General features: G+C 70.2%; 21 protein-coding genes and 1 tRNA gene. 8 read left to right on the forward strand and 14 right to left on the reverse strand.

Annotation, left to right across the window (positions count from 1 at the left end):
• Positions 1 to 5: 5 nt before the first annotated feature.
• Positions 6 to 806 carry an enoyl-CoA hydratase-related protein gene (locus tag VM938_15995; GenBank protein HVF76539.1) on the forward strand — a complete coding sequence of 267 codons (801 nt, stop codon included), beginning with the start codon at positions 6 to 8 and terminating at the stop codon, positions 804 to 806.
• Positions 807 to 834: 28 nt separating this feature from the next.
• Here VM938_15995 and VM938_16000 read toward each other — a convergent pair whose 3' ends face one another.
• Positions 835 to 3,054 (reverse strand): hypothetical protein, encoded by a 2,220-nt coding sequence (locus VM938_16000; GenBank protein HVF76540.1) that lies wholly within the window; start codon positions 3,052 to 3,054, stop codon positions 835 to 837.
• Between the two features lie 6 nt (positions 3,055 to 3,060).
• Entirely contained in the window at positions 3,061 to 3,699 is a 639-nt protein-coding gene (locus tag VM938_16005; GenBank protein ID HVF76541.1) for a hypothetical protein, read from the reverse strand.
• 119 nt (positions 3,700 to 3,818) lie between these two features.
• Here VM938_16005 and VM938_16010 point away from each other — a divergent pair, with 119 nt between their 5' ends.
• Together VM938_16010 and VM938_16015 are read left to right on the forward strand one after the other, a co-directional pair.
• Positions 3,819 to 4,106: a metalloregulator ArsR/SmtB family transcription factor gene (locus VM938_16010; protein ID HVF76542.1), complete on the forward strand. Its 288-nt coding sequence runs from the start codon at positions 3,819 to 3,821 to the stop codon at positions 4,104 to 4,106.
• Positions 4,103 to 4,486, forward strand: a complete 384-nt coding sequence (locus VM938_16015; GenBank protein HVF76543.1) for a VOC family protein — start codon at positions 4,103 to 4,105, stop codon at positions 4,484 to 4,486. The genes VM938_16010 and VM938_16015 overlap by 4 nt, the downstream gene beginning before the upstream one ends.
• A gap of 1 nt (position 4,487) precedes the next feature.
• Here the strand turns inward: VM938_16015 and VM938_16020 are convergent, their stop codons facing one another.
• The 4 genes from VM938_16020 to VM938_16035 form a co-directional block, all read right to left on the reverse strand.
• Positions 4,488 to 5,375 carry a sulfite exporter TauE/SafE family protein gene (locus VM938_16020; protein ID HVF76544.1) on the reverse strand — a complete coding sequence of 296 codons (888 nt, stop codon included), beginning with the start codon at positions 5,373 to 5,375 and terminating at the stop codon, positions 4,488 to 4,490.
• A gap of 174 nt (positions 5,376 to 5,549) precedes the next feature.
• Positions 5,550 to 6,422, reverse strand: coding sequence for a nucleotidyl transferase AbiEii/AbiGii toxin family protein (locus VM938_16025; GenBank protein ID HVF76545.1), 873 nt, complete (start codon positions 6,420 to 6,422; stop codon positions 5,550 to 5,552).
• The gene (locus VM938_16030) at positions 6,422 to 7,015 is read right to left on the reverse strand and encodes a type IV toxin-antitoxin system AbiEi family antitoxin domain-containing protein (protein ID HVF76546.1); all 594 of its coding nucleotides are present in this window, start codon (positions 7,013 to 7,015) and stop codon (positions 6,422 to 6,424) included. Before VM938_16030 ends, VM938_16025 begins: the two co-directional genes overlap by 1 nt.
• Positions 7,016 to 7,237: 222 nt before the next feature.
• A tRNA-Val gene (locus VM938_16035) sits at positions 7,238 to 7,310 on the reverse strand.
• Between the two features lie 141 nt (positions 7,311 to 7,451).
• Here VM938_16035 and VM938_16040 point away from each other — a divergent pair.
• Positions 7,452 to 8,015: a hemerythrin domain-containing protein gene (locus VM938_16040; protein HVF76547.1), complete on the forward strand. Its 564-nt coding sequence runs from the start codon at positions 7,452 to 7,454 to the stop codon at positions 8,013 to 8,015.
• A 133-nt stretch (positions 8,016 to 8,148) separates the two neighbouring features.
• On the opposite strand, the gene VM938_16045 is transcribed toward VM938_16040, so the two are convergent.
• Both VM938_16045 and VM938_16050 read right to left on the reverse strand, forming a co-directional pair.
• Positions 8,149 to 8,955 carry a phytanoyl-CoA dioxygenase family protein gene (locus VM938_16045; GenBank protein HVF76548.1) on the reverse strand — a complete coding sequence of 269 codons (807 nt, stop codon included), beginning with the start codon at positions 8,953 to 8,955 and terminating at the stop codon, positions 8,149 to 8,151.
• 7 nt (positions 8,956 to 8,962) lie between these two features.
• Complete coding sequence (locus VM938_16050; protein ID HVF76549.1) at positions 8,963 to 9,874, reverse strand: LysR substrate-binding domain-containing protein; 912 nt, start codon at positions 9,872 to 9,874, stop codon at positions 8,963 to 8,965.
• Between the two features lie 191 nt (positions 9,875 to 10,065).
• Here VM938_16050 and VM938_16055 point away from each other — a divergent pair, with 191 nt between their 5' ends.
• On the forward strand, positions 10,066 to 11,445 hold the full coding sequence (locus VM938_16055) for an HAD-IB family hydrolase (GenBank protein HVF76550.1): 1,380 nt from the start codon (positions 10,066 to 10,068) through the stop codon (positions 11,443 to 11,445).
• Here the strand turns inward: VM938_16055 and VM938_16060 are convergent.
• Positions 11,442 to 13,091, reverse strand: a complete 1,650-nt coding sequence (locus VM938_16060) for a hypothetical protein (GenBank protein ID HVF76551.1) — start codon at positions 13,089 to 13,091, stop codon at positions 11,442 to 11,444. The two genes, VM938_16055 and VM938_16060, sit on opposite strands and share 4 nt — an antisense overlap.
• A 211-nt stretch (positions 13,092 to 13,302) precedes the next feature.
• Here VM938_16060 and VM938_16065 point away from each other — a divergent pair, with 211 nt between their 5' ends.
• Positions 13,303 to 13,911 carry a hypothetical protein gene (locus VM938_16065; GenBank protein HVF76552.1) on the forward strand — a complete coding sequence of 203 codons (609 nt, stop codon included), beginning with the start codon at positions 13,303 to 13,305 and terminating at the stop codon, positions 13,909 to 13,911.
• 70 nt (positions 13,912 to 13,981) lie between these two features.
• Here the strand turns inward: VM938_16065 and VM938_16070 are convergent, their stop codons facing one another.
• Positions 13,982 to 16,213 (reverse strand): aconitate hydratase, encoded by a 2,232-nt coding sequence (locus VM938_16070; GenBank protein ID HVF76553.1) that lies wholly within the window; start codon positions 16,211 to 16,213, stop codon positions 13,982 to 13,984.
• A gap of 20 nt (positions 16,214 to 16,233) precedes the next feature.
• Here VM938_16070 and VM938_16075 point away from each other — a divergent pair, with 20 nt between their 5' ends.
• Both VM938_16075 and VM938_16080 read left to right on the forward strand, forming a co-directional pair.
• Positions 16,234 to 16,971, forward strand: a complete 738-nt coding sequence (locus tag VM938_16075; GenBank protein HVF76554.1) for a GntR family transcriptional regulator — start codon at positions 16,234 to 16,236, stop codon at positions 16,969 to 16,971.
• Positions 16,968 to 17,414 carry an MOSC domain-containing protein gene (locus VM938_16080; protein HVF76555.1) on the forward strand — a complete coding sequence of 149 codons (447 nt, stop codon included), beginning with the start codon at positions 16,968 to 16,970 and terminating at the stop codon, positions 17,412 to 17,414. The genes VM938_16075 and VM938_16080 overlap by 4 nt, the downstream gene beginning before the upstream one ends.
• Here the strand turns inward: VM938_16080 and VM938_16085 are convergent.
• The 4 genes from VM938_16085 to VM938_16100 all read right to left on the reverse strand — a co-directional run.
• Positions 17,411 to 18,289 carry a lysophospholipid acyltransferase family protein gene (locus tag VM938_16085; GenBank protein ID HVF76556.1) on the reverse strand — a complete coding sequence of 293 codons (879 nt, stop codon included), beginning with the start codon at positions 18,287 to 18,289 and terminating at the stop codon, positions 17,411 to 17,413. The two genes, VM938_16080 and VM938_16085, sit on opposite strands and share 4 nt — an antisense overlap.
• Positions 18,279 to 19,865 carry a lactate racemase domain-containing protein gene (locus VM938_16090; protein HVF76557.1) on the reverse strand — a complete coding sequence of 529 codons (1,587 nt, stop codon included), beginning with the start codon at positions 19,863 to 19,865 and terminating at the stop codon, positions 18,279 to 18,281. Before VM938_16090 ends, VM938_16085 begins: the two co-directional genes overlap by 11 nt.
• The gene (locus VM938_16095; GenBank protein HVF76558.1) at positions 19,865 to 20,986 is read right to left on the reverse strand and encodes a zinc-binding dehydrogenase; all 1,122 of its coding nucleotides are present in this window, start codon (positions 20,984 to 20,986) and stop codon (positions 19,865 to 19,867) included. Before VM938_16095 ends, VM938_16090 begins: the two co-directional genes overlap by 1 nt.
• On the reverse strand, positions 20,983 to 21,980 hold a 998-nt coding region (locus VM938_16100), incomplete at its 5' end, for an HAD-IB family hydrolase (GenBank protein ID HVF76559.1). The genes VM938_16095 and VM938_16100, both read right to left, overlap by 4 nt.

The raw sequence follows: 21,980 nt of genomic DNA on the forward strand, positions 1-21,980 counted from the left end.
TCGTCATGACTGCCACAGCTCCCGTCGCGCCCCCCGATGTCCCCGATGTCGACGTGGTCTCCAAGGGCAACGTCGACATCGTCCGGCTCAACCGGCCCGAGGTGCGCAACGCCGTTCGCCAGCGCACCCTCGACGACATGGAGCTGGCCTTCCGCACGACGAAGGGCCGCTGCATCATCGTCACCGGCGCCGATCCTGCCTTCTGCTCGGGCGACGACGTGCGCGAGTTGCTCAACGGCGGCGAGGGTCCCAACGGCGACGTGCCGCCGTGCCCGCAACTGCCCCCGGCGGCCGACGCCATGCTCTATTGCGACGTGCCCATCGTGGCCGCCGTCAACGGCGCCGCCGTCGGGTGGGGCATCGAGATCGCCTTGATGTCCGACCTGCGCATCGCTTCAGAACGGGCGCGCTTCGGGGCCATCTTCGTGTTGCGCGGCTTGGTGAGCGACACCGCCTGCCTCGGGCGCCTGGCCTCGCTGGTGGGGCGGGAGAAGGCGACCGAGCTGTTGCTGACCGGTGACGTGATCGACGCCGAGGAGGCGTTGCGCATCGGCCTGGTCAGCAAGGTCGTGCCCCACGACGACCTGCTCGACGAGGCACTGGCGTTGGCCGAGCGCATCGCCTCCCGGCCGCCGCTGGCGCTGCGGGCGGTCAAGGAAGGGCTGCGACGGGCCGTCGACCCCGACTGGGCCACGCTCGGGCGCTGGGTGGCCGCCATGCAGGAGGAGCTGAAGCTCACCGACGACCACCGCGAAGGCGTGCGTTCGTTCTTGGAGAAGCGAGAGCCGAGCTTCAAGGGCCGGTAGGCGCCGGTCCACCCGGCGCCTACGGGCGTCAGGGCGTCGCGGTGGTGGTGGTCGTGGTGCTGCTGGTCGTCGTCGTGGCCTCGTCCGGTGGGGGCGAGGTGGTCGACGTGGTGCTGCTGCTGCTGGTGCTCGTCGACGACGAACCGGTGGGCGTGGTCGTGCTCGTGGTGGCCACCGTGCTCGCCGTCGTGGTGGCGGGCGGTTCGTCGGCGATGAGCCCGGCGTCCGCCAAGAGCGTCACGATCTCGACCTGTACTGCCTGCACCTGCGCGTACAGCGCGGCGAGGTCGGTGGTGCCGAGGTCGAGGTCGAGCCCGTCGAGGGCGGCGTTGATCTGCGCCTGGAGGTCCTCACTCGGCATCTCCCGCAACGTGACCACAAGCTGCACGGCGAGGGCTGTGGTGGTGCAACTGATGCACCCGCCGTTGGCGGCGACGGCCACGTTCACGGGTGCCACGACGTCGGTCTGGCCCACGACGAGCACCACTTGGAACGAGACGGCGACGGTGGTGCACGCCGTGCACGAGGCCAGCGCGTAGGCCTCGTTGCGGTTGTCGACGGGGGCGCCGTCGTCGACCCAGATCAAGGCGACGGCCACGTCGTAGACGACGGTGCCGTCTTCGGTGTTGACGGCGAGTGCCTGGTTGTCGCCCTCGCCGGGCAGGTCGGGGAGGGTGAAGGGGAAGGCGACACCGAGGTCGTCGCCCTCGGTGAGGATGGCCCGGACGGTGCCGTCGTCGGCCCGGGTCACGAGCACGGTCGAGGCGGTCTTGTCGTTGCGAGGCACGAGCGCGTAGCCGCTGACCGGCTTGACGCCGGCGATGGGCTGGAAGGAGTGCTGCGCGGCGGCGCGGGTGTTCACCAAGTTGGCGAGGGTCAGGTCGTCGGCCGCGCTCACCGGCTCGTACTGGCCGCTGGGCCACCAGGCGACGAGGAGGAACAGGGCGAGCACGGCGGCGACCGCCGATGTGGCCGCCCGGGCGAACGGCCGTCCTTCGGTGCTCGTCCACACGCGGCGGGCCGAACGGCGCACCACGCGGGTGAGCATGTAGGTGGTGGCCGCCACCGGCACCACCAGGGCGGCCGTCTTGAGCAGGGCGGCGAGGGCGCCGACCACGTCGCCGTCGGCGCTGTTCGAGAGCAGGGCGCCGCCGTGTTCGCCCACGCCTTCTGCCGCGGTGGCGATGAGGCGGGGCAGCAGCAGCACGGCGCCGACGAACAGCCAGAGCAGCAGCGGCACGACGATGAGCACCCAGGCCCGCACCACCCAGCGGGCGGTGGGCCGCAGGGGTTGGGGCTTGCCCCAGTTGGCCGGGAGCATGCCCGCCAGCGTCGGCTTCATGTGCTGAAAGAGGTCGGGCACGCCGACCAGGTCGGAGAGGATGTGGTAGCCGTCGGCGCGGATGACGGGGGCGAGCTGGCGCACCATCAACAGGTGTTGGGCGGCGACGACGAGGAGCAGGGCGTCGAGGCGCACCACGAGCCAAAGGGCGGCGACGGCGACAGCGGCGACGGCGTTGAAGTACAGCCCGCCGAGGTCGACCATCAGGCGGCCGGCGCGGGGGAGGCGGCGACTGTCGTCCACGTCGGTGTAGAAGGCGGGCCACACCATGTAGAGGCCCGCGCCCATGGCGCCCGGGGTGGCGCCCGCCGCTCGACAGGCCGCAGCGTGGCCGAACTCGTGCCAGCCGGCCGACACCAGGATGAGGGCGAAGGCGGCAAGCAGCAGGCCGGGGGAGTCGAAGGCCTGGCGCAGGCCCGGTGCGAGCCCCTCTCGGAAGAGCACCCACCAGGTGGTGACGGCGAAGGCGAGGAGGACGGGCACCACGACGGCCCGACGGAACAGCGGGGCGAAGGGCGCCGTCAGCCGTCGCGTCGTGTCGGGGTCGGTGACGACGACCTTCCAGCGCAGGGCCAGCAGCGGTACCGGCTTGCCGGCGGGGGGCGGCGCGCCGTCGGCGTCGCACAAGAGCCCGAGGGGGGCGAGCTTGTTGTCGAGCAGGAAGGCCACGTGCTCGGGCGCCACGTCCTTGCCGCACTGGCGGGAAAGCTCGTCGGCCAGCTCGACGAGGTCACGTCGCCCGTCCACCGCCTCCATTAGGCAGTAGAGGAGCGACGTGACCTGGATCATCTGGCCGTCGGCACGGCGGACGACGCAGCGCGCCTCGGTGTAGCCCGAGTCGCGCAGCGCGCCCAGCAGTTCCACTCCCGGCGCCCGCGTGGGGACACGAGCGTCGACGACGGCCACGGCCCGCTACTGCGTGATCTCGGAGTCCTGGTCGGCGGTCGCCTCTGCCGACACGCCGTCGAGGTCCTGGTTGATGATCGCCGTCTGCTGGGCCACCGCCGTGGCGCTGGAGTCGATGGAGGCGACGTTGGCGGCCACCGCGGCATCGATCGGCGCGGCGATGTTGGCGTTGGCGGCGATCGCCCCGGCGATGGGGGCGGCGGCGTCGACGTCGGCGTCGATGTTCACGTCGATGTCGAGCAGGTTGCCCGCCGCGGTCAGGTCGCCTGTGGCGATCGAGCCGCCGTCGGTCGTGCCGTCTGTCGTGTCGTCGCCGCCGACGGTGTCGTCGGACTGGTCGATGACCGAGGTCTGCGGCGCCTCGGCGATGGCATCGCCCGACTGCGTCTGGTCGATCATCACGGCCTGGTCGGCCACCGCGGTGGCGTCGGAGCCGATGGAGAGGATGTTGGCCGCCGCCGCGGCGTCGATCGGAGCGGCCACGTTCAGGTTGGCGGCCACGGCCAAGTCGATGGGCGCCGCCAAGTCGAGCGCCAGGTCGACATCGGCGTCGAGGTCGAGCAGCGACATGACCTCCTTCGTGGGCAGTGCTGTCGCGTCCTCAGCCGCCAGGTCCTCTTCCGACAGGCGTTCCCGGTCACTCATGTGGCATCTCCTCGTCTGCGGTACGGCCACGGCCGCATCTACCCGTGGCCGTAGTCGACAAACGGGACGTTTGGTGCCTACGTCGACAGGCAAGAAAAAACTTGCCTATAGTGCGGGCCGTGGGCGACGTGTTCAAGGCGCTGGCGAACCCCACACGCCGGGCGGTCCTCGACGAGCTGACCGAACGCGACGGACAGACGCTGTTCGAGCTCTGCGCTCGCTTGGCCATGAAACACGGGCTCGCGTCGACCCGGCAGGCGATCTCCCAGCACCTCGAGCTGCTCGAAGCCGCCGGTCTCGTCACAACACGGCGCCAAGGCCGCTACAAGCTCCACCACCTCGACACCTCACCGTTGCAGCAGATCGCCGAGCGGTGGCCCATCCCCGAACCGGAGGACGAACAATGAAAATCAACCTGGCCAGCGTGCTCGTCGACGACCAGGCCAAGGCGCTTCGCTTCTACACCGAGGTGCTCGGTTTCGTGAAGAAGACCGAGGTACCGCTGGGCGAACACGCCTGGCTCACCGTTGTGTCGCCCGCCGATCCCGACGGCGTCGAGCTGGTGCTCGAGCCCGACGAGCACCCGGCGGCCAAGCCGTTCAAGCACGCACTCGTCGAGGACGGGATCCCCTACACGTCCTTCGCCGTCGACGACGTGCAGGCCGAGTACGACCGGCTGACCGCGCTCGGCGTCCACTTCACGCAACCGCCCACGGCCATGGGCCCGGTCACGACCGCCGTCTTCGACGACACCTGCGGCAACCTCATCCAGATCGCCGCCATGTAGGTCAGCCCACGGCGTCGTGCGCGGGCAGCGGGGCCCGGCGTGCCGCCGCGGCCAGGCGCAGCGCCATCACGGCCCAGCCGGCGGCGAGCAGCACCGACGCCGCGGCCAGGATTGAGGGCCGGACACCGAGGACGCCGGCCAGCGTGCGGGCGTTGGTGGCCACGATGAACCCGCCGATGGCGGTGCCCAACGTGCGCTGGTCGAGGCGCTGGGTGAGCCAGGCGGCGAACGGCGCCGCCACGGAACCGCCGAGCAGCAGGGCACCCACGAGGACGGGGTCGATCTGCTTCCACGGCAGCGCGATCAGGAACCCGACGCTGGCGCCGAGGGACACCAGGAACTCGCTGGCCGACACCGTGCCGATCACCCGGCGGGCCTCCATCCGCCCGGCGGCCAGCAGGGTCGACGTGCCCACGGGCCCCCAGCCCCCGCCGCCCGCGGCGTCGAGGAACCCGGCGCCGGCACCGAGGGCGGCGAAGAAGCGCTTCCCGTGCGGACGGTTGGCGACGACTTCGCCGACGCTGCGCCCCGAGCGCGAGCGCACCAGGACGTAGACGCCCAGGACGGCGAGGACGACGGCCACCCACGGCTTGGCCGTGTCGGCCGACAGCGAGCTCAGGACGGTGGCGCCTAGGAAGGCACCGAAGGCGCCGGGGACGGCCATCCACCGCAGGGCTCGCCAGTCCACATTGCCGAAGCGATGGTGCGCAACGCCCGACACCAGAGACGTTCCCACCTCGGCCAGGTGGACGCTGGCCGATGCCAACGCCGCCGCCGTGCCCGAGGTGACGAGGAAGGAGGTCGAGGTGACGCCGTAGCCCATCCCCAGCGAGCCGTCGACGAGCTGGGCCACCAACCCGGCAAGACTGAAGGTGAGAAGGCGGCGCACGGGACCTCCGGAGCGGGGATGTCGAAACCTGACTTATCTGATCAGGTTTTAATCCCGACTGTCAAGGTCAGGTTTCGGCCCCGGAGGTCAGCGGCCGGCTGGCGGGCATGGCTCGTAGCAGGTCACGACAGGAAGGGAGTCCGTCGCCGGTGCATCCCCGGCATCGTCTCGTCCTCATCCTCCGGAGCTGTCCTGCTCGGCTAACGCCGTCGCCCAGAAGTCGCGGAGGACTTCCATGGCTCGTTCGAGCGACTTTGCTGTGATGTCCAGATCGTCGGCAAGCGCTGCGTAGGCCCGCTCCCAGTCGCCCGACGGGTCCGGAATGCCGTCGGGTACGGAATGCGTGCCGCGGACGTCGAAGACGTGCCGAACCCGGGCGACCAGGTGGCTGTCGGCGACCAGGCCGTCCTCGATCAGCAGCATGAGGTCGGGCAGATCGCGCACCCGCGAGCTCGGCCTGTCCCGGTAGACGCGGGTGAGGGCGTGCAGTTTCTCGGCAAAGTGCTGGCGGCGGTCGACGACCTCCACGTCCCTGGTCGGCATCCCTGCAAAGGCCAATGTCCCCGGCAAGCTGAGCCGCTCGGTACCGGTGATTTCTTCGCGTCGGGCGACGACATCGAGCCGGATGGCGGCGAACTGCCGACCGGCGAGCCCGGCCTCGACGGTGAAACGCCAGCCTGGACGCCCCGCTTCGTCGACCTGCAGCGGCGTCGGCGGGCTTACTGCGAACGCAAAGCCGTCATGGTCCGGATCGGTCGCCAACGACTCGATCAACAGGTCGCGGACGTCTTCGGAGTCGGCGAGTTGGCCACGCAGCGCAAGGTCGAGGTCGCGGGTGGCGCGGGCCCGGTCATGGAGGCGGAACTCGACGGCCATCCCGCCCTTCAGGATCCACCGTCCGGGCGCCGCCGACTCGAGTCGAACGAGGAGCCGCTCGACGACGGCGCGTCGCCGAAGTCGCTGGAGGTCCACGCCGGTTTTCGCAGCCTGGTTCCTGAGACGGTCTTCCAGCGCGGCTCGTAGGGCCTGTGGCGTCTCGTAGGGCATTAGGACGCTCTCGCCAGTGTCCGCTCGATTCTCAGCGCGGCGCGGTCGCCGAACTCATCGGCACGAGCGAGAAGCATCCGTCGGGTGAACAGCCCGCGCTCCAGTGCCTCTGCGACGACGGTGGCGAGTTGGTCGAGGTCGAGGTCACCGTTGGCTATGTCGAGGACCGAGCGCAGGGGGGCGGTGATTCGGAAGCCTTCCCATTGCTGCGTGTCGGCCTCCGGGACTTCTCCTCGGTGCAGGACGACGCCCTCGGCTCGCTTCCGGAAGCCGCGAGGAACGGTCAGGTGCACCTGGGCTGGGTTGAGGTCCCCGAGGTCGTGTACCGAAAGCGCCGTAGCGTGCGAGACGACGGCCCTGCCTCGACTCCACTGGCTCCAGCGGATCAGGTCCTCGTGCTCGGTGACGGGCCATTCGGGGAGGCGAAAAAGGCCGCGATCGATCCGCTGCCAGTTCCCTTGAGCGACATGGTACGTCTGTGCTTGGTACGGGTAGCCGGCATCGAGCGCCTGCGCCGCGGTGAAGTAGCCGCCCTGTGTTCTTGCGACGTTGGACATCCGCCGACGGCGTGCCTGACGGTCGCCTTCACCCATCACACTAACCTACAGTTAAACTGTAGCTTTGTGCATGACTCCTGCGGGAAACCCCAGTCTCACTCGACAGGCGCACACGGGGGCCACGCAATCAACTCGACGGCGGGGAGTACCTGCGCCACTCAGACTTGGACCCACACGGGACTACCAGCGGCAGGACTCGGGCTGAGTGTCTACGGTGTCTCGCGACATCTGTCTCCGATGTCCCGCGACATCACAGAGTGGGCCGTACAGGATTCGAACCTGTGACCCCTTGCGCGTCATGCAAGTGCGCTACCAACTGCGCCAACGGCCCGTGAGCGGGTCAGAGTAGCAGGCACGGCCGACGGCAGAGGGAGGGGGGCGTCTCGCCATTTCCCACGCCTACCGGGTTCTTCTCATCGTCACCAGGGGTAGGACGGCATCCGTTCGCCGCACCACGACCTAGGAGGATCGCATGCCCGACCCGATCGCCATGCTGGAAGAAGACCACCGTCGCGTCGAGCAACTGTTCGAGCAGTACGCGAACGGCCAGGACCCGATGATCGCCCAGCAGATCTGCATGGAGCTCAAGGTCCACACCACCGTTGAGGAGCAGGAGATCTACCCGACCGTCAAGAGCGACGTGCCCGAGGGCAAGGAGCTCGAGGAAGAGGCCGAGAAGGAGCACGCCGAGGTCGAGGCCCTCATCAAGCAGGTCGAGCAGAAGGGCTTCGACGACCCCAGCGTCCCCGAGCTCATGCTCAAGATCGAAGAGGGCGTCTCCCATCACGTCGAGGAAGAAGAGACCGAGATGTTCCCGAAGATGCGGGACACCCTCGGCCAGCAGACACTCGACGAGCTCGGCCAGAAGGCAGCCGACGCCAAGCAGCGGCTGCTCCAGCAGCAGAGCGGCCAGGGCTCCACGGTCGAGGGCGAGCTCACCAAGGAAGAGCTCTACCAGAAGGCCAAGGAGCAGGACGTCGACGGCCGCTCCAAGATGGACAAGGACGAACTGCAGCAGGCAGTCGGCGAGCAGTAGTCCTGCCGACAACTGAGCCCCCAGCCGGACGGCGGCTGAGGGGGACGTGCGTCCCGAACGCCCATAGAGGCGCTTGCGACGCACGCTCCCTTCGGTCGCCGTCGGCGCGCCAGGCCCTCGCCCCGGCCGCCGGCTACACCAGGTCCCAGACCATCCGGTTGTCGCCCGCCGCCCCCAGCAGCTGCGCCGGCGTGTTCTTGTCGATGTGGCCGATCAAGCCCATGTACACGCCGAACCCGCACAGCTCCTGCAGCCGCGGCGAGAACCCCCGCACCACTTCGTGCGGGATCCCCAGCTGCTGGTTCTCCTGCTGGCGGATCCACCCGGCGCAGTAGTTCATGGCAACCCCCACCCGGCGCTGGTCGGTGCGGTTGGCGCCCCCGCCGTGCCACAGGCTCCCGTGCCAGATGAGCACGCTGCCCCGCGGCATCTCGGCGGCGATCGAGTCGTAGGGCGCCCCGAAGTCGGGCGATCGGTCGGCCGTGTGCGACCCGGGGATGATGCGGGTGGCCCCGTTGGCCTCGGTGAAATCGGTCAGCGCCCACATGCTGTTGCACACCGTGGGCGGGTGCGGCTTGGGCAACGGGATCAACTGGTCGTCCGCATGGACGGGCTGGGCCTTCTCGCCGGGGTCGATGGCGATCGACGACAGCGACGACACCAGGCACCCGGTGTCGAGCACCCGCTCCACGATCGGCAGCACGTTCTGGTGCACGGGGATGCGCTCGTACAACGCGCCTCGCGCCAACAGGTTGTAGATGCGAACGGTGTTGTGCCCCTCGAACGCATTGCCCGCAGGCACGACGCCCATCTCCCGCTCCAGCCGCAACAAGTCGTCGGACAGCTCGTCGACGAAGTCGGCCTCGATGGCATCCTCGACGATGGTGTAGCCGTCGTGCTCGATGCGGGCCACGTGGGCCTTCAGTGCATCCCCCTCCATGGACGAGTCACCGTACTAGGTGCACCCCCGCTTGCCCCGGGGCGTTCTCGGCCACCACGGCCCGGAGCACGGCGAGCACGGCCCGCGCCGGCGCCGACGGCAACCCTCGCCGCGGCTGGGCCACGCCGACGCGCCGCGGTGGCAACCCGCGCACGGCTACCGGGCGCCACTCGTCGCGCAGGTACCGGGGGACAGCGGTGGCAGGCAGCACCGACGGCCCGTGCCCGTCGAAGGTCAACGACGCGATGAGCCGCACCCCGTCGAGCTCGGCGGCGGCCACCAGCTTCACGCCCGCCGCCTTGGCCGCAGCATCGAGCTCGCCCCGAAAGGCCGTGCCCGCCATGGGCAGCAGCAACGGCAGCCCCGCCAGGTCGGCCACGTCGACGAGCTTGCGCCGTGCCCTCGGGTCGGACCGGTGCACCACCAGCACGATGTCCTCGTCGAACAGCGGCTGGGTGAAGAACTCACTGGCGGGCAGCGGCAGGTTGACGACCGCCATGTCGAGCCGGCCCCCGCCGAGCTGCGGCTGCAGCGACGCCGAGGTGCCCTCGAACAACCGCAGCTTCACGCCCGGGTGTTGCGCGGCCACGGCAGCCAACAGGTGCGGCGCCAGCCACCGCCCGGTGGTACCGATCAAGCCCAGTCGCACCGAACCCGAGACTTCTTGGCGCAACGCGGCGACGTCGGCGGCGATGGCATCGAGCTCGGCGGCCACCCGTCGGGCCCGGTTCACCACCACCTCGCCTTCCGGCGTCAGGGCGCAGCCGGGCCGCTGCACCAGGGTCGTGCCCAGCTCCCGTTCGAGGCGGGCCACATGGGCCGACACGTTCGACTGCACGGTGTGCAGGGCGTCGGCGGCGGCCGAGAAGCTGCCGTGTTCGGCCACGGCGACGAGGGCGCTGAGTTGTCGGACGTCCATCATAAAAGGTGATACCACATATCGGTATTAACTGTTTGAACGATTCAACAGGCAGCCCTACAATGACCCTCGAACGGCAGTACGGAGTCGAGCGGTGGTTCCCCCCCCACTGCTCCTTCGGACGGTCGAGCGAAGGGACCGGCATCCCCCCCAGCCGGTCCCTTCGTCGCGTCCGGGGTACCGTGCCGGACATGGCAGGTGAAGCGGCCTTCTTCGATCTCGACCGCACGTTGCTGCGTGGCGCCAGCGGTCCTCTCATCGGCGAAGCGCTGGTCGCTGCCGGCCTGGCGCCTGACCGGAGCGTGCCCGGGCAAGGGCTGCTCTACAAGCTCTACGACGTCATCGGCGAGACGCTGCCGTCGATGGCCTTGGCCCGGGGCGCCGTGCTCGCCGTGCGGGGCTGGTCACGCGAAGCAGTGCGCGACGCGGGCAAGGCGGCGGCCGAGAAGCTCGAGACACTGGTGACGCCGTTCGCCCGGCCCCTCATCGACGAGCACCGCCAAGCGGGCCGACCCGTTGTGCTGGCCACCACCACGCCGCACGACCTGGTGGCGCCGTTGGCCGAGCGCCTCGGCTTCGACGCGGTGGTCGCCACCCGCTACGCCGAAGACGAAGCGGGCGCCTACACCGGCAAGCTCGAAGGCGAGTTCGTGTGGGCCACCGGCAAGCTCAACGCCGTGCGCCGTTGGGCCGACGCCCACGACGTCGACCTGTCGCGCAGCTACGCCTATTCCGACAGCATCTACGACCTGCCGCTGCTGTCGGCCGTCGGCCGTCCCCACGCCGTGAACCCCGACCCCCGGTTGCGCGTCTACGCCACCTTGCGGCGCTGGCCGGTCCTGCACCTCGACGTCCCGCCCGGGGTGCCCAAGCTGGCCGGCGTGGAGCCCGTCGACGTGGTCAAGCTGGCGGCTCGTCCCGAGCTGTACCCCTACGCCCGCTTCGACATCGAAGGCAGCGAACGCGTCCCCCAGGAAGGCCCTGTGATCGTGGTGGCCAACCACCGCAGCTACTTCGACACTGTGGCGGTGGGACTCACCATCTTGCGGGCCGGACGGGCGCCGCGCTTCCTGGGCAAGAAAGAGGTGTTCGACGCGCCGGTCGTCGGCACACTGGCCCGGGCTATGGGCGGCATCCGGGTCGACCGCGGCACCGGCTCCGGCGAGCCGCTGCGGGAAGCCGCACGGGCCTTGGCCGCAGGCGAGCTCGTCATCCTCATGCCCCAGGGCACCATCCCCCGGGGCCGGGCCTTCTACGAACCCACACTGGTGGGCAAGAAGGGCGCCGCGCGCCTGGCAGCCATGACCGGAGCGCCCGTGGTGCCGATCGGCTTGTGGGGCACCGAGCAGGTGTGGCCGCGCTCGTCTCGCCTGCCCAACGTGACCAACCTCTTGCACCCGCCGCTCGTGCAGGTGCGGGTAGGGGAGCCGGTGGTCGGCTTGGAGTACGCCGACCCGCGGGCCGACACCGAGCGCATCATGGCGGCGATCATGGACCTCCTCCCCGCCGAGGCCCGCACGCGGCGCGAGCCCACCGAGGACGAGATCGCCCGAGCCATGCCGCCGGGTTAGTGGGCGCCGAACTCCTCGGGCGACGGCCCGAACTCGGGCACGACGGGCGGAGGCGGCACGCGGAAGGTGTTGGCCGCATCCGCGATGCCCGCCTCGCACAGCACGTTGCCGTCGAAGCCCTCGTGGAGGAACTGCACGAGGTACGGCACTCCGCCTGCGAAACGCTTGGCCGGGTTGACGCATGTGGGCGGGCCGTCGGCGATGGTGCCGCCGGTGGCGATCCACAACGGCACACCCGGTAGCTGCAAGCCCCCGGTGATCACGCCCCATTGGTAGGCCGTCGAGTAGATGCCGATGCGCAGGCCCGCTTCTTCAAGCCCGGCGATGGTGCCTTCGATGACGTGGTTGTTGAGGCCCTGGATGGGCGACCACCGGTTGACCGTTTCCACGTCGACCCACCACAAGGGGGCCGACACGCCGCGAGCGTTGGCGTCGGCCACCGCTTGGCGGGCGCCGCGCAGGCCGTACTGGTAGAGCTGGCAGTTCAGGTCGGCGGCAGCGCACGTGTCGGCGAACATGCCCGCCAGCAACGGCTCCTCGCGCTGGTACGGGTAGTTCGTGTTGACGTACAGGCCGCCCATGGCGCCGCCTGTGGTGGACCATGCCACCTCGGGCACCAGGCACTCGTTGACGCTGTAGAGGTGGCCGCGGGTCACGCCGATGATGGCGTAGGCGTGGCGGCCGCGAGGCAGGTTGGCCAGGGTGCGCGGGCCGCACTGAGGCCAGGAGATGTCCCACCCGAAGGTGGTGTTGAGCCGTTCGCCCGGCGCGGCCGGCACGAAGTTGCCCATGCCCGCGGCGATCCCGACGACGGGGGCGCGCAACCCTGTGAAGGCGGCCGAGCCGTAGAAGCCTGCGTCGCCGAAGGCGAACAGCCCGCCGTCGGCCGCCGCCAACCAGTAGCCCTCGCCGCTGCGGGTGCGGGCCATGCCGACCACCGGTGAACGCAGCGGCTCGTGCGCCGTGGAGCCGAAGAACACCGCGTCGCCGAAGGCGAACACGCCCCCGTCGCCCGCCACCAACCAGTAGCCGTCGCCGTTCGGCGTGGCCGCCATGCCGACGATGGGAGCGCTGAGGGGGACGCCGACCAAGGAGTCGTGGAACCCTGCGTCGCCGAAGGCGAACACGCCGCCGTCACGACCGACGAGCCAGTAGCCGTTGCCCGTGGTCGACACGGCGATGCCGACGACCGGAGCGTTGAGCGCCGCGCCTGCGGCAGAGCCGTAGAAGCCTGCGTCGCCGAAGGCGAACACGCCGCCGTCGGCGCCGACCAGCCAGTAGCCGTTGCCCGAACGCGTGGCGGCGATGCCGACGATCTGCCGGTTGAGCGGCAGGTCGGCGGTGCCGCCGAGGTAGGGCGCGGCGCCGTAGGTGAAGACGCCGCCGTCGCGGGCCACGAGCCAGTAACCCTCGCCATCAGGGCGAACGGCGATGCCCGAGACCGGCGCTCGCAACGGCGTGCCCGCGGCGGCGCCGGCGAACTGCGCCCGCCCGAAGGCGAAGACGCCGCCGTCGGCACCGGCCAGCCAGTAGCCGGGACCGGCACGGAGGGCGGCCGCAGAGGCGGCGTCGGTCGGCACCAGCAAGGTGACGAGCAGGGCGATGGCGGCGGCCATGGCTCGGCGGGGGGAGAACAGCAGGATCACCTCGGAGGTCGGGCCGACGTGCGTCGCTGCTGACGCCCGCCGGAATCGTCGCCTCCTTGGATCGGCAGGTTGTCGCCCGCCGCCATGGCCGATCCGGGCCATTTCCCGCCCCGCCCGCCCGGTTGACAGCCCCCCGAAGCGGACTAGTTCCGAGTACATGTGCGCCCGGTTCGCACGTGACCGGTTCGCACGCTCCCGTACGCGGGATGCGTTGTACGCTGCCGGGATCGGCGGCGAGGGGCGTCGGCCGATTCAAGGGGGGTCAAAAATGCGCAAGCTTGCGCTTTTCGTCGCGTCGTTCGTCCTGGCGGCGCTCGTGTTCACGACGCCGGCTCGGGCAGGCACTGGTCCGTCGAACTACTGCTTCGACGGGACATGGACGGACGTGCCCCTGCTCCCCGGCCCGATCACGGTTGGCGTGGAGGTGAACACAGGGTCGCCGGGGACGTGGGTAACGGTCTGCTACGCCACGTCGCAGGTCGGCTACAGCGGTGCGCACCTGGCTGGCGGGATGGTCCATGTGTTCGTCGCGCCGAACGGCACTGGGTACGTGTGGTGCCCGTCGGACACCAACCCGGAGACCGTGGCTGTCGATTGCCTGGCGCCGTTCTCCTTCTCGCCGACCACCGGTGCGGTGTCGTTGACCCTCACAGGGACGGTTGACACCGTGCTGACGCCGGCGGTGACAGTGGGTAAGACCGGCGTCGCAGTGAGCCCGTTCGTGTTCATCAGCCCGGGGGTGTCGGCCGTGCCGAGGTACCCATGCGTCTGGGTGCTTGGCGTGCACCAGGTGCCCAACTGCGGAGCGATCATTGCCTGAGCCGTCTGCGATGCCGGCCTGACTCCGAGTACATGTGCGACGGGTTCCGTTGCACATGTACTCGAACTGCTCAGCCGGCGTGCTTGGCCCGGATGAGGTTGAGGGCGCCGCCCGCCCGGAACCAGTCGATGTGCTCGGGCGACATGGTGTGGGTGCATTCGAAGTCGACGGTGCGGCCGTCGGGCTTGGTGATGCGGCACCGCACCGGCACGTCGGGAGCGAGGTCGCCGAGGCCGAGCACCGAGATGCGGTCCTTCTCGTCGATCAGGTCGTAGGTGGCGGGGTCAGTGAACGTCAGCGGCAGCACACCCTGCTTCTTCAGGTTGGTCTCGTGGATGCGGGCGAACGACCGCACCATGATCACCTTGCCGTTCATGAACCGGGGCTCCATGGCGGCGTGCTCCCGCGACGAGCCTTCGCCGTAGTTCTCGTCGCCCACGGCGACCCACGGCACGCCGGCCTCGCGGCAGTGGCGAGCCGCCTCGGGGTACGGCTCGGTGCTGCCGTGCACGGGGCACGTGCCGGTACCCGCGTCGCCGGTGAAGGCGTTGACGGCGCCGAGGAAGAGGTTCTGCGAGATGTTCTCCAGGTGGCCGCGGTACTTCAGCCACGGCCCCGCCGCCGAGATGTGGTCGGTGGTGCACTTGCCCTTGGCCTTCATCAGGACGGGCAGGTCGACGAAGTCGTGGCCGTCCCACGCCGGGAACGGCTCCAGCAGTTGCAGCCGGTCGCTGTCGGGGCGCACCACGATCTCGACCTGCTCGGGGTTGTCGGGCGGGGCGATGAAGCCCGCTTCGCCCGACTCGAACCCACGGGCGGGCAGCTCCTCGCCCTGCGGCTCGTTGAGGCCGTCGCGGGGGTCGCCCTCCAACGTGCCGGTCAGCGCGTAGGCCATCACCGTCTCGGGCGAGGCCACGAACGACAACGTCGAGGCCATGCCGTCGTTCCGCTTGGGGAAGTTGCGGTTGTAGGAGTTGACGATGACGTTGACCTCGCCCTCCTGCACGTCCTCCCGCTTCCACTGGCCGATGCACGGCCCGCACGCGTTGGCCAGCACGGTGGCGCCCACCGCCTCCAGGTCGGCCAGCAGGCCGTCGCGCTCGATGGTGGCGCGCACCCGCTCCGAGCCCGGCGTGACCAGCAACGGGGTCTTGACCCGCATGCCCTTGGCCGCGGCCTGGCGGGCGATGGAGGCAGCACGGGTGATGTCCTCGTACGACGAGTTGGTGCACGAGCCGACCAAGGCGGCGCTGATCTTCAGCGGCCATCCGTTGGCCTTGGCGTCCTCGCCCGCCTGGGTGATGGGCCGAGCCAGGTCGGGGGTGTGGGGCCCGTTGATGTGGGGCTCCAACGTCGACAGGTCGATCTCGATGACCTCGTCGAAATGAGCCTCGGCGCCGTCGTCGGCCCGCAGGTGTTCGGCGTGGCGCGTCGCCACATCGGCCATGGCCTCCCGGCCGGTCGACTTCAGGTAGAGCGCAGCGCGGTCGTCGTAGGGGAACAACGACGTGGTGGCGCCGATCTCTGCGCCCATGTTGCAGATGGTGGCGCGGCCGGTGGCGCTGATGGTCTCGACGCCGGGGCCGAAGTACTCGACGATTGCGCCGGTGCCGCCCTTGACGGTGAGGATGTCGGCCACCTTCAAGATGACGTCCTTGGGGGCGGTCCACCCGCTCATGCGGCCGGTGAGGCGGACGCCGATGAGCTTGGGCCAGCGCAGGCCGAAGGTCGAGCCCACCATGACGTCGACGGCATCGGCTCCGCCGACGCCGATGGCCACCATGCCGAGGCCGCCGGCGTTGGGGGTGTGGCTGTCGGTGCCGATCATCATGCCGCCGGGGAATGCGTACTGCTCCAGCACGACCTGGTGGATGATGCCCGAGCCCGGCTTCCAGAAGCCGATGCCGTACTTGGCCGACACCGTGCGCAGGAAGTCGTAGACCTCCTTGTTCACGTCCTCGGCGGCCAGCAGGTCGGTCTTGCCGTCGACCCGGGCCTGGATGAGGTGGTCGCAATGGACGGTGGTGGGCACCGCAGCGCGAGGCAGGCCCGCGGTGGTGAACTGCAACAGCGCCATCTGGGCGGTGGCGTCCTGCATGGCGACGCGGTCGGGGTAGAGCTCGGCATAGGCGCGGCCCCGTTCGAGGTCTTGGTGCTCGGGGTCGGCCAGGTGGACGAAGAGGATCTTCTCGGCCAGCGTCAGGCCTCGCCCCAGTCGGCGGCGGGCGACGGCCGTGCGCTCGTCGAAGCGGGCGTAGACCTCGGTGATCAGTTCGAGCGGCGTACTTGCAGTTCCAGTCATCGCATACAAGTATATGACAAGTGAGAGAGCTGCGCTATCGGGCGATTGCCGACGACCTGCGGGACCGGGTCGAGGCCGGGGAGTTCGGCGCCGGCCGCTTGTTGCCCAGCGAGGCCGAGCTTTCCGCCACCTACGAGGCCAGCCGCGTGACGGTGCGCAAGGCCTTGGAATCGCTGCGGACGGAGGGCTTGGTCGACGCCCGGCAGGGCTTCGGTTGGTTCGCCGTCGGGTCGCCGGTGCGCCAGACGCTGGGACGGCTGGGCACCATCGAGTCGCAGCTGGCGTCGTCGGGCGCCGCGCCCGGGCGGCGGGTGCTCGACTTCGGCTTCGTGCGGCCCACCCGGCGGGTGCGCGCCGTGTTCGGCCCCGAGTGCGAATCGGTGCTGCGGGTGCGGCGGGTGAACCTGGCTGACGGCGTGCCCTTCGCCCGGGTGACGGTGTGGTGCCCTGAGCCGCTGGGGGCACGCCTGTCGCGCAACGACGTGGAGCAGTCGTCGTTCTACGAGCTGCTCGACGTGGCGTTGGGCGGCGCCGTGCAGACCATCGGCGCAGCCGCGGCGTCGGAGTCCGACGCGGCTGTGTTGGAGGTGCCGGTGGGTTCGCCCGTGTTGCGTTGCGAACGGATCACGTCGTCGGTGGCAGGGGAGCCGGTGCTGTTCGCCGAGCACGTCTTCCCGGCCCTGCGCACGGAGTTCGTCGTCGACCTTCCCGCCGTCGACCGGTCGATGGCGCCCAGCGGACTGCGGTTGGTGGAATGAGCGGTCGGGTGGTTGGCATCTACGTGGCGGCCGCCGGAGGCGCGCCGTGCGAGGCGGTGCCCTCGGTGGTGGCTCTGGCCGGCGCCGGATTGGAGGGCGACCGTTACGCAGTCGGCGAGGGGACGTTCTCGCGCAAGCCGGGCGACGGCAGGCACGTGACGTTGGTCGACGCGGCAGCCGTCGCTGCCGCCGGGCTGGCGCCCGGGGAGTCGCGCCGCAACATCGAGACGGAGAGCGTCGACCTGCTGTCGTTGGTCGGCAAGCGCTTCCGCATCGGCGGCGTCGAACTGGTCGCCACGCGCGACTGCCCGCCGTGCGGCTACCTGCAGAAGAAGACGCACCGCGGCGTAGTGGCCGCGCTGCAAGGGGCGGGCGGCTTGCGGGCCGAGGTCCTCGTCGGCGGCACCATCACGGCCGGAGATCCTGTCGAGCCTGTTGGCTAACGGGGCCAGGTCCGGGCGCGCGCCTTGGGGCGGCGTTCGCCCAAGGCCCAGGTGCGGCGCCACGCACCGGCGGCCGGGCCGGTGAGCGACGGCGTGTTGCCGTCGGCGGCGCGACGACGGGCAGTCCACCAACCCGAGGCGTGCTCGTCGGCCAGCACGGCGATCTCGGCTTCGATGCGTGCTGCGAACGAGCGGGCGTCTTCGTCGGGCAAGGCCCGCAGCGGCGCACCGAACGTCACCGCGGTGGTCGACGGGCGCAGCTTGCCACCGCCCCGAGGCAGGATGCGACGGGTGCCTTCCAAGTGCACGGGCACCACCGGCACGTCCGCCCGCAGCGCCAGCCACGCCGGGCCGGGGCGGTGGTCCTGGCCCCACCCGTCGGCGGAGCGGCCGCCCTCAGGGAAGATGACCACCGACCAGCCCTCGCCGAGCAGGTCGGCGGTGACCCGCACCGACTTGGGTGATGCCCGCACCCGTTCGATGGGCACGGCATTGATGGCGAACGACCACATGGCCGCCTTCCACCGCTTGTCGAAGAAGTAGTCGGCGCCCGCCGCGACGACGCTGCGGTGGCGGTAGCGGTCGGGGAGCGACGCAAGCAGCAGGGGCGTGTCGACGTGCGAGGCGTGGTTGGCGGCGAACACGACAGGGCCGTGCAGCCCTTGCAGCCGGTCGAGGCCGGTGATGCGGGGCGAGGCGAGCACCTGTACGGCGGCCCGTCCCACGCTGTCGAGCACGACGGCGCGGGCCAGTCGCACCGAGTACCGACGCGCCCACGAGGTGTCGTAGTCGACGCCGGTTCGACGTTCGACGGGCGGCCGTTCCACGCCGCCGGGCCACGTCGGTGCCCGGAAGGGGAAGCCCCTACGTGACATCGGCCATCAGCAGCGGGGGCGTGTGGATGTGGGTGATCGACGGGTCACGACCGACCACGTCCTCGGCCATCTCCAGCGCATCGCGCAACGTCGAGGCGGGCTTGAAGCCGAGGCGGCGCACCGACTTGGGGTCGCCGCCGACGACGATCACCGCGCCGAGGTGCTGCAGCGCGTGCGCCCCCCAGTACCACATGTAGAACGGGTGAACGCCGTGGTAGGCGTGGCTCGTGCGGTACAGGTGGATGTACCAAGGGTCGGTGGCGAAGCGCTCTTCGTAGGTCTTTTCGATCTCGACGGGATCGGTGGTGTCGGCCAGCACTTCTTCGAAGAAGTCGATGTAGCTGGGGTGGTGCACGGGGTGGAACTCCCACGGCGTGGGGTGGCTCAGAATGAGCACGCCGCCTTCGCGCACCAGCGGCCGGCCCTTGTAGAGGTTGAAGAAGTAGCCGAGCCCGAGGCACATCACCAGGATCGGGTTCATGACCGAGTTCACGTTGTAGGGCGAGATGTACGGCAGCCCCATGGTGAGCACGTCGGTCTGGCCTTCTACTGCTACGAGTTGTTGGCGGTAGACGTTCTCGGTGGTGATGCGGTGCACGGCTTCCACCTCGCCCGCCTGCACGCTGGTCATGGCGTGCGGCGCCTTGATGCCGTGGAAGATCGACCGGGCCAGGCGGGCGGGCGTGCGGGCCAGCGTCTTCGACACGGTGACGAAGGCGGCGCGGTCGCGCGCCGTCCACTCCCACTCGCGCTTCTGAAGGAAGCCGAACTGGTCGGGGAACGTGTCGTTGTTGAGCGTGGTCTCGATCTGGAAGACCTTCACGCCCGACGCTGCGAGGACGCGGCCCATGCGCCAGTTCGACGAGTGCAGCTCCGACTTGTGCTGGTCCATAAACGACCGGCTGTGCTGCATGGTCTTGACGTTGTGGTGGTGGCGCAGGCTCTTGTACGCCGCCAGGCCGGTGGCCACCGACTTGTGCCCGCCGTCCATGGCCACCAGGTTGATGTTGACGTAGACGATGAGGTCGCTTGTGGCTGCCCGCTTGTTGATCTCGACGTCCTCGCCCTTGTCGGTCAAGCCGATGTGGAGCATGCCGTCGGGGTCCTCGGCGTCGTGCTGGGTGAGCAGCCCGGTGGGGGCGAAGGCGTCGTAGACCCGGTCGCCCAGCGCGTGGCGCAGCTCGAAGTCGTGCATGCGCCGGTGCAGGGCGAGTGCGGCGATGAGCTGCACGTCGTCGACGCCCGCGGCGGCGGCCAGGTCGAGCACCTCTTCGATGACCATCTGGCGGATGTCGGGGCGCTGCATGGGGGGCAGCGGCAGCGACACGTCGTCGAAGGCGATCGTCAGCTTCATGCCCGGCCGCAGCAGAGCGGGCAGTGGCTCGCTCTCACCCTGCGGGTTGTGCAGGGCGTGGCGGATAGCGGCCCGCGGATCGTCGAGCGCCTTCTCCGGCTCGGGCGCGTAGACGACGCGGCTGCCGACGGGCAGCTTCTCCAACCGGAACCGCTCGCCGTGCCAGAACAGGGTGGGCGGGGTCGATCGGTCGACCTCGAGGACGAAGCCGGGACGGGGCATCAGCGACGCTTCTCCTTGCGCAAGTCGAAGGCAATCTTCACGGCGCCGCGGGACCCCGCGGCAGCCGCGTGGTCGACGGCCTCACGGAACCGTTCGAGCGGATAGAGGGCCGACACCAGCCGGTCGAGCCGGGCCGAGCGCACCAGGTCGAAGGCGGTGCCGAAGTCGTCGGCCGTGTAGGCGTAGGCGCCCACCAGGCCGACCTCGCGGTGCCACAACGAGGTGAGGTCGACGGTGAGGCGGCCGGGCATGCCGACGAGCACGATGGTGCCGCCGGGGGCGACGATGTTGAGAGCTTGGGCCAGCGACGCTTCCGACCCCACGCAGTCGACGACGGTGGGCACGCCGCCGGTCAACTGCCCGCCCGCCACGAACGACGACGTAGCGGTGCGCACGGCGCGGTCGAGCTCGCCGGGGGCGACCACCCGAGCGCCCAGCTCGCGGGCGAAGGCGCGTTGTTCGGGGTGCTTGGCGGCCACCACGACTCGGCGGCCGCGTAGGGCGGCAACGGTACAGAGGCCGAGCGTCCCCGCTCCGATGACGGCTACATCGTCGGTGGTGACGAAGCGCGCCGCGTGCACGGCGCACGCCGTGGGTTCGACCATGACGGCGGCTTCGTCGGACAGGTCGTCGGGCACCCGGTGCAACTGCGAGTCATGCGCCACCAACGTGGTGCCCCACCCGCCGCCGGTGTCGGCGCAGAAGCCGGTCTGAAGGCCGGGGGAGAGGTGCCCGAAGGCAATGCGCTCGCACAGGTTGGTGCGGCCTGCGCTGCACTGGGCGCAGGCGGTGCCCCGGGTGGCGCACTTGAGCACGGGCTCGACGACCACGCGGGTGCCGTCGTCGAGCTCGCCCACGACCTCGTGGCCGGGCACGAACGGGAAGCTGACGATGGGCTCGAAGTACCGCGAGCTGGTGCCGTCGATGGTGGCGAGGTCGGATCCGCAGATGCCCGCCAGGCGCGGCCGGACCCGCCGCCAGCCTTCGCCCGGAAGTTGGGGTTCATCGATATCCGCCAGATGCAGCGGGCCGACGCGGGCCGCTGTCGCCGACGACCACAAGGCGGCAAGTTTCGCCGCGGCGTACTTCGGCACCGATCGTTCGTAGACGAGGGCCTTCATCGCGAGCGGCCACCCGCGGCCGGCGTCCGTGTTCGCCATCTCGGTGCCATCGGCAGCAACGGCCGTGGTGCTCCCGGCGCCTTCGTCCAGTGCTCGACATGCCAGCCGCGGCGGCGGGCGATGGTGGCCAGCTTGGCCTCGGGGTTGACTGCGACGGGATGGCCCACGGCCTCGAGCATCGGCAGGTCGCTGGCGGAGTCCGCGTAGGCGACTGACTCCGCGAGGTCGAGCCCTTCCGCGGCGGCGTAGTCGGCCATGATCAGGGCGCGCGCTTCTCCGGTTGGCGGTGCATTGTCCAGCTCGCCCGAGAGGCGTCCGTCGACCTCGCCCAAGCGGGCGCACACGATGTCGTCGAAGAGGGGCGCAAGCGGGGCGACGAGGAAGTCCAGTGCACCGGTAATGAGCAGGGTGCGATGCCCGAGGGCCCGATGCTCGCGGACGCGCCGGATGCCAGCGGGGAAAGCCTTGGTCAGAATCACATCAGTGAACAGATCCCACGCGTCAGCGCGCAGCCGGTCGGCGGGCGCGCCCTCGTACCTGCGGTAGAAGTGGCGTAAGAAGTCGCCGCGGTCGCGCCGGTCGAGGGCCAGCAGTCCGGGCGCTTGGCGCAGGGTCTTGAGCACGAAGCGAACCCGGTCGTCGTCGTCGAGATGCCTGGTGGCCATCCACGCGTACGACTCGACGACATTCGACGCGATGAGGGTGTTCTCGAGGTCGAAGGCGGCGAGATGGCGTTCGGGCGCGAGAACAGCTTTGCGGCCCCGGTCTTCACGCGTCGGGCCCTCACGGCGGCCGCCCGCGGTGCGAACGCGCGCATGCACGACGATCGACGGCAGGTGCACCTGCTGCACATACGCGGGCCAGTCGATGACCGCAGGGTCGAAGCCGAACTCGGCGCGATCGGCCTGGGTGAGCGACTCGCTGAGCGCGACCAGCCGATCGACCCGGAAGATCGCTTCGGTTTCGGTGTACGCGCCGTACAGCTGCACGTAGC

The organism is Acidimicrobiales bacterium, from assembly GCA_035536915.1.
Taxonomy (GTDB): Bacteria; Actinomycetota; Acidimicrobiia; order Acidimicrobiales; family JAHWLA01; genus JAHWLA01.

Bases quoted from the DNA above. Each gene is read 5' to 3' on its own strand.
- VM938_15995 (HVF76539.1), top strand. From the start codon at position 6: ATGACTGCCACAGCTCCCGTCGCGCCCCCCGATGTCCCCGATGTCGAC.
- VM938_16005 (HVF76541.1), bottom strand. From the start codon at position 3,699: ATGAGTGACCGGGAACGCCTGTCGGAAGAGGACCTGGCGGCTGAGGAC.
- VM938_16015 (HVF76543.1), top strand. From the start codon at position 4,103: ATGAAAATCAACCTGGCCAGCGTGCTCGTCGACGACCAGGCCAAGGCG.
- VM938_16025 (HVF76545.1), bottom strand. From the start codon at position 6,422: ATGCCCTACGAGACGCCACAGGCCCTACGAGCCGCGCTGGAAGACCGT.
- VM938_16030 (HVF76546.1), bottom strand. From the start codon at position 7,015: ATGGGTGAAGGCGACCGTCAGGCACGCCGTCGGCGGATGTCCAACGTC.
- VM938_16040 (HVF76547.1), top strand. From the start codon at position 7,452: ATGCCCGACCCGATCGCCATGCTGGAAGAAGACCACCGTCGCGTCGAG.
- VM938_16045 (HVF76548.1), bottom strand. From the start codon at position 8,955: ATGGAGGGGGATGCACTGAAGGCCCACGTGGCCCGCATCGAGCACGAC.
- VM938_16050 (HVF76549.1), bottom strand. From the start codon at position 9,874: ATGGACGTCCGACAACTCAGCGCCCTCGTCGCCGTGGCCGAACACGGC.
- VM938_16055 (HVF76550.1), top strand. From the start codon at position 10,066: ATGGCAGGTGAAGCGGCCTTCTTCGATCTCGACCGCACGTTGCTGCGT.
- VM938_16070 (HVF76553.1), bottom strand. From the start codon at position 16,213: ATGACTGGAACTGCAAGTACGCCGCTCGAACTGATCACCGAGGTCTAC.
- VM938_16080 (HVF76555.1), top strand. From the start codon at position 16,968: ATGAGCGGTCGGGTGGTTGGCATCTACGTGGCGGCCGCCGGAGGCGCG.
- VM938_16085 (HVF76556.1), bottom strand. From the start codon at position 18,289: ATGTCACGTAGGGGCTTCCCCTTCCGGGCACCGACGTGGCCCGGCGGC.
- VM938_16090 (HVF76557.1), bottom strand. From the start codon at position 19,865: ATGCCCCGTCCCGGCTTCGTCCTCGAGGTCGACCGATCGACCCCGCCC.
- VM938_16095 (HVF76558.1), bottom strand. From the start codon at position 20,986: ATGAAGGCCCTCGTCTACGAACGATCGGTGCCGAAGTACGCCGCGGCG.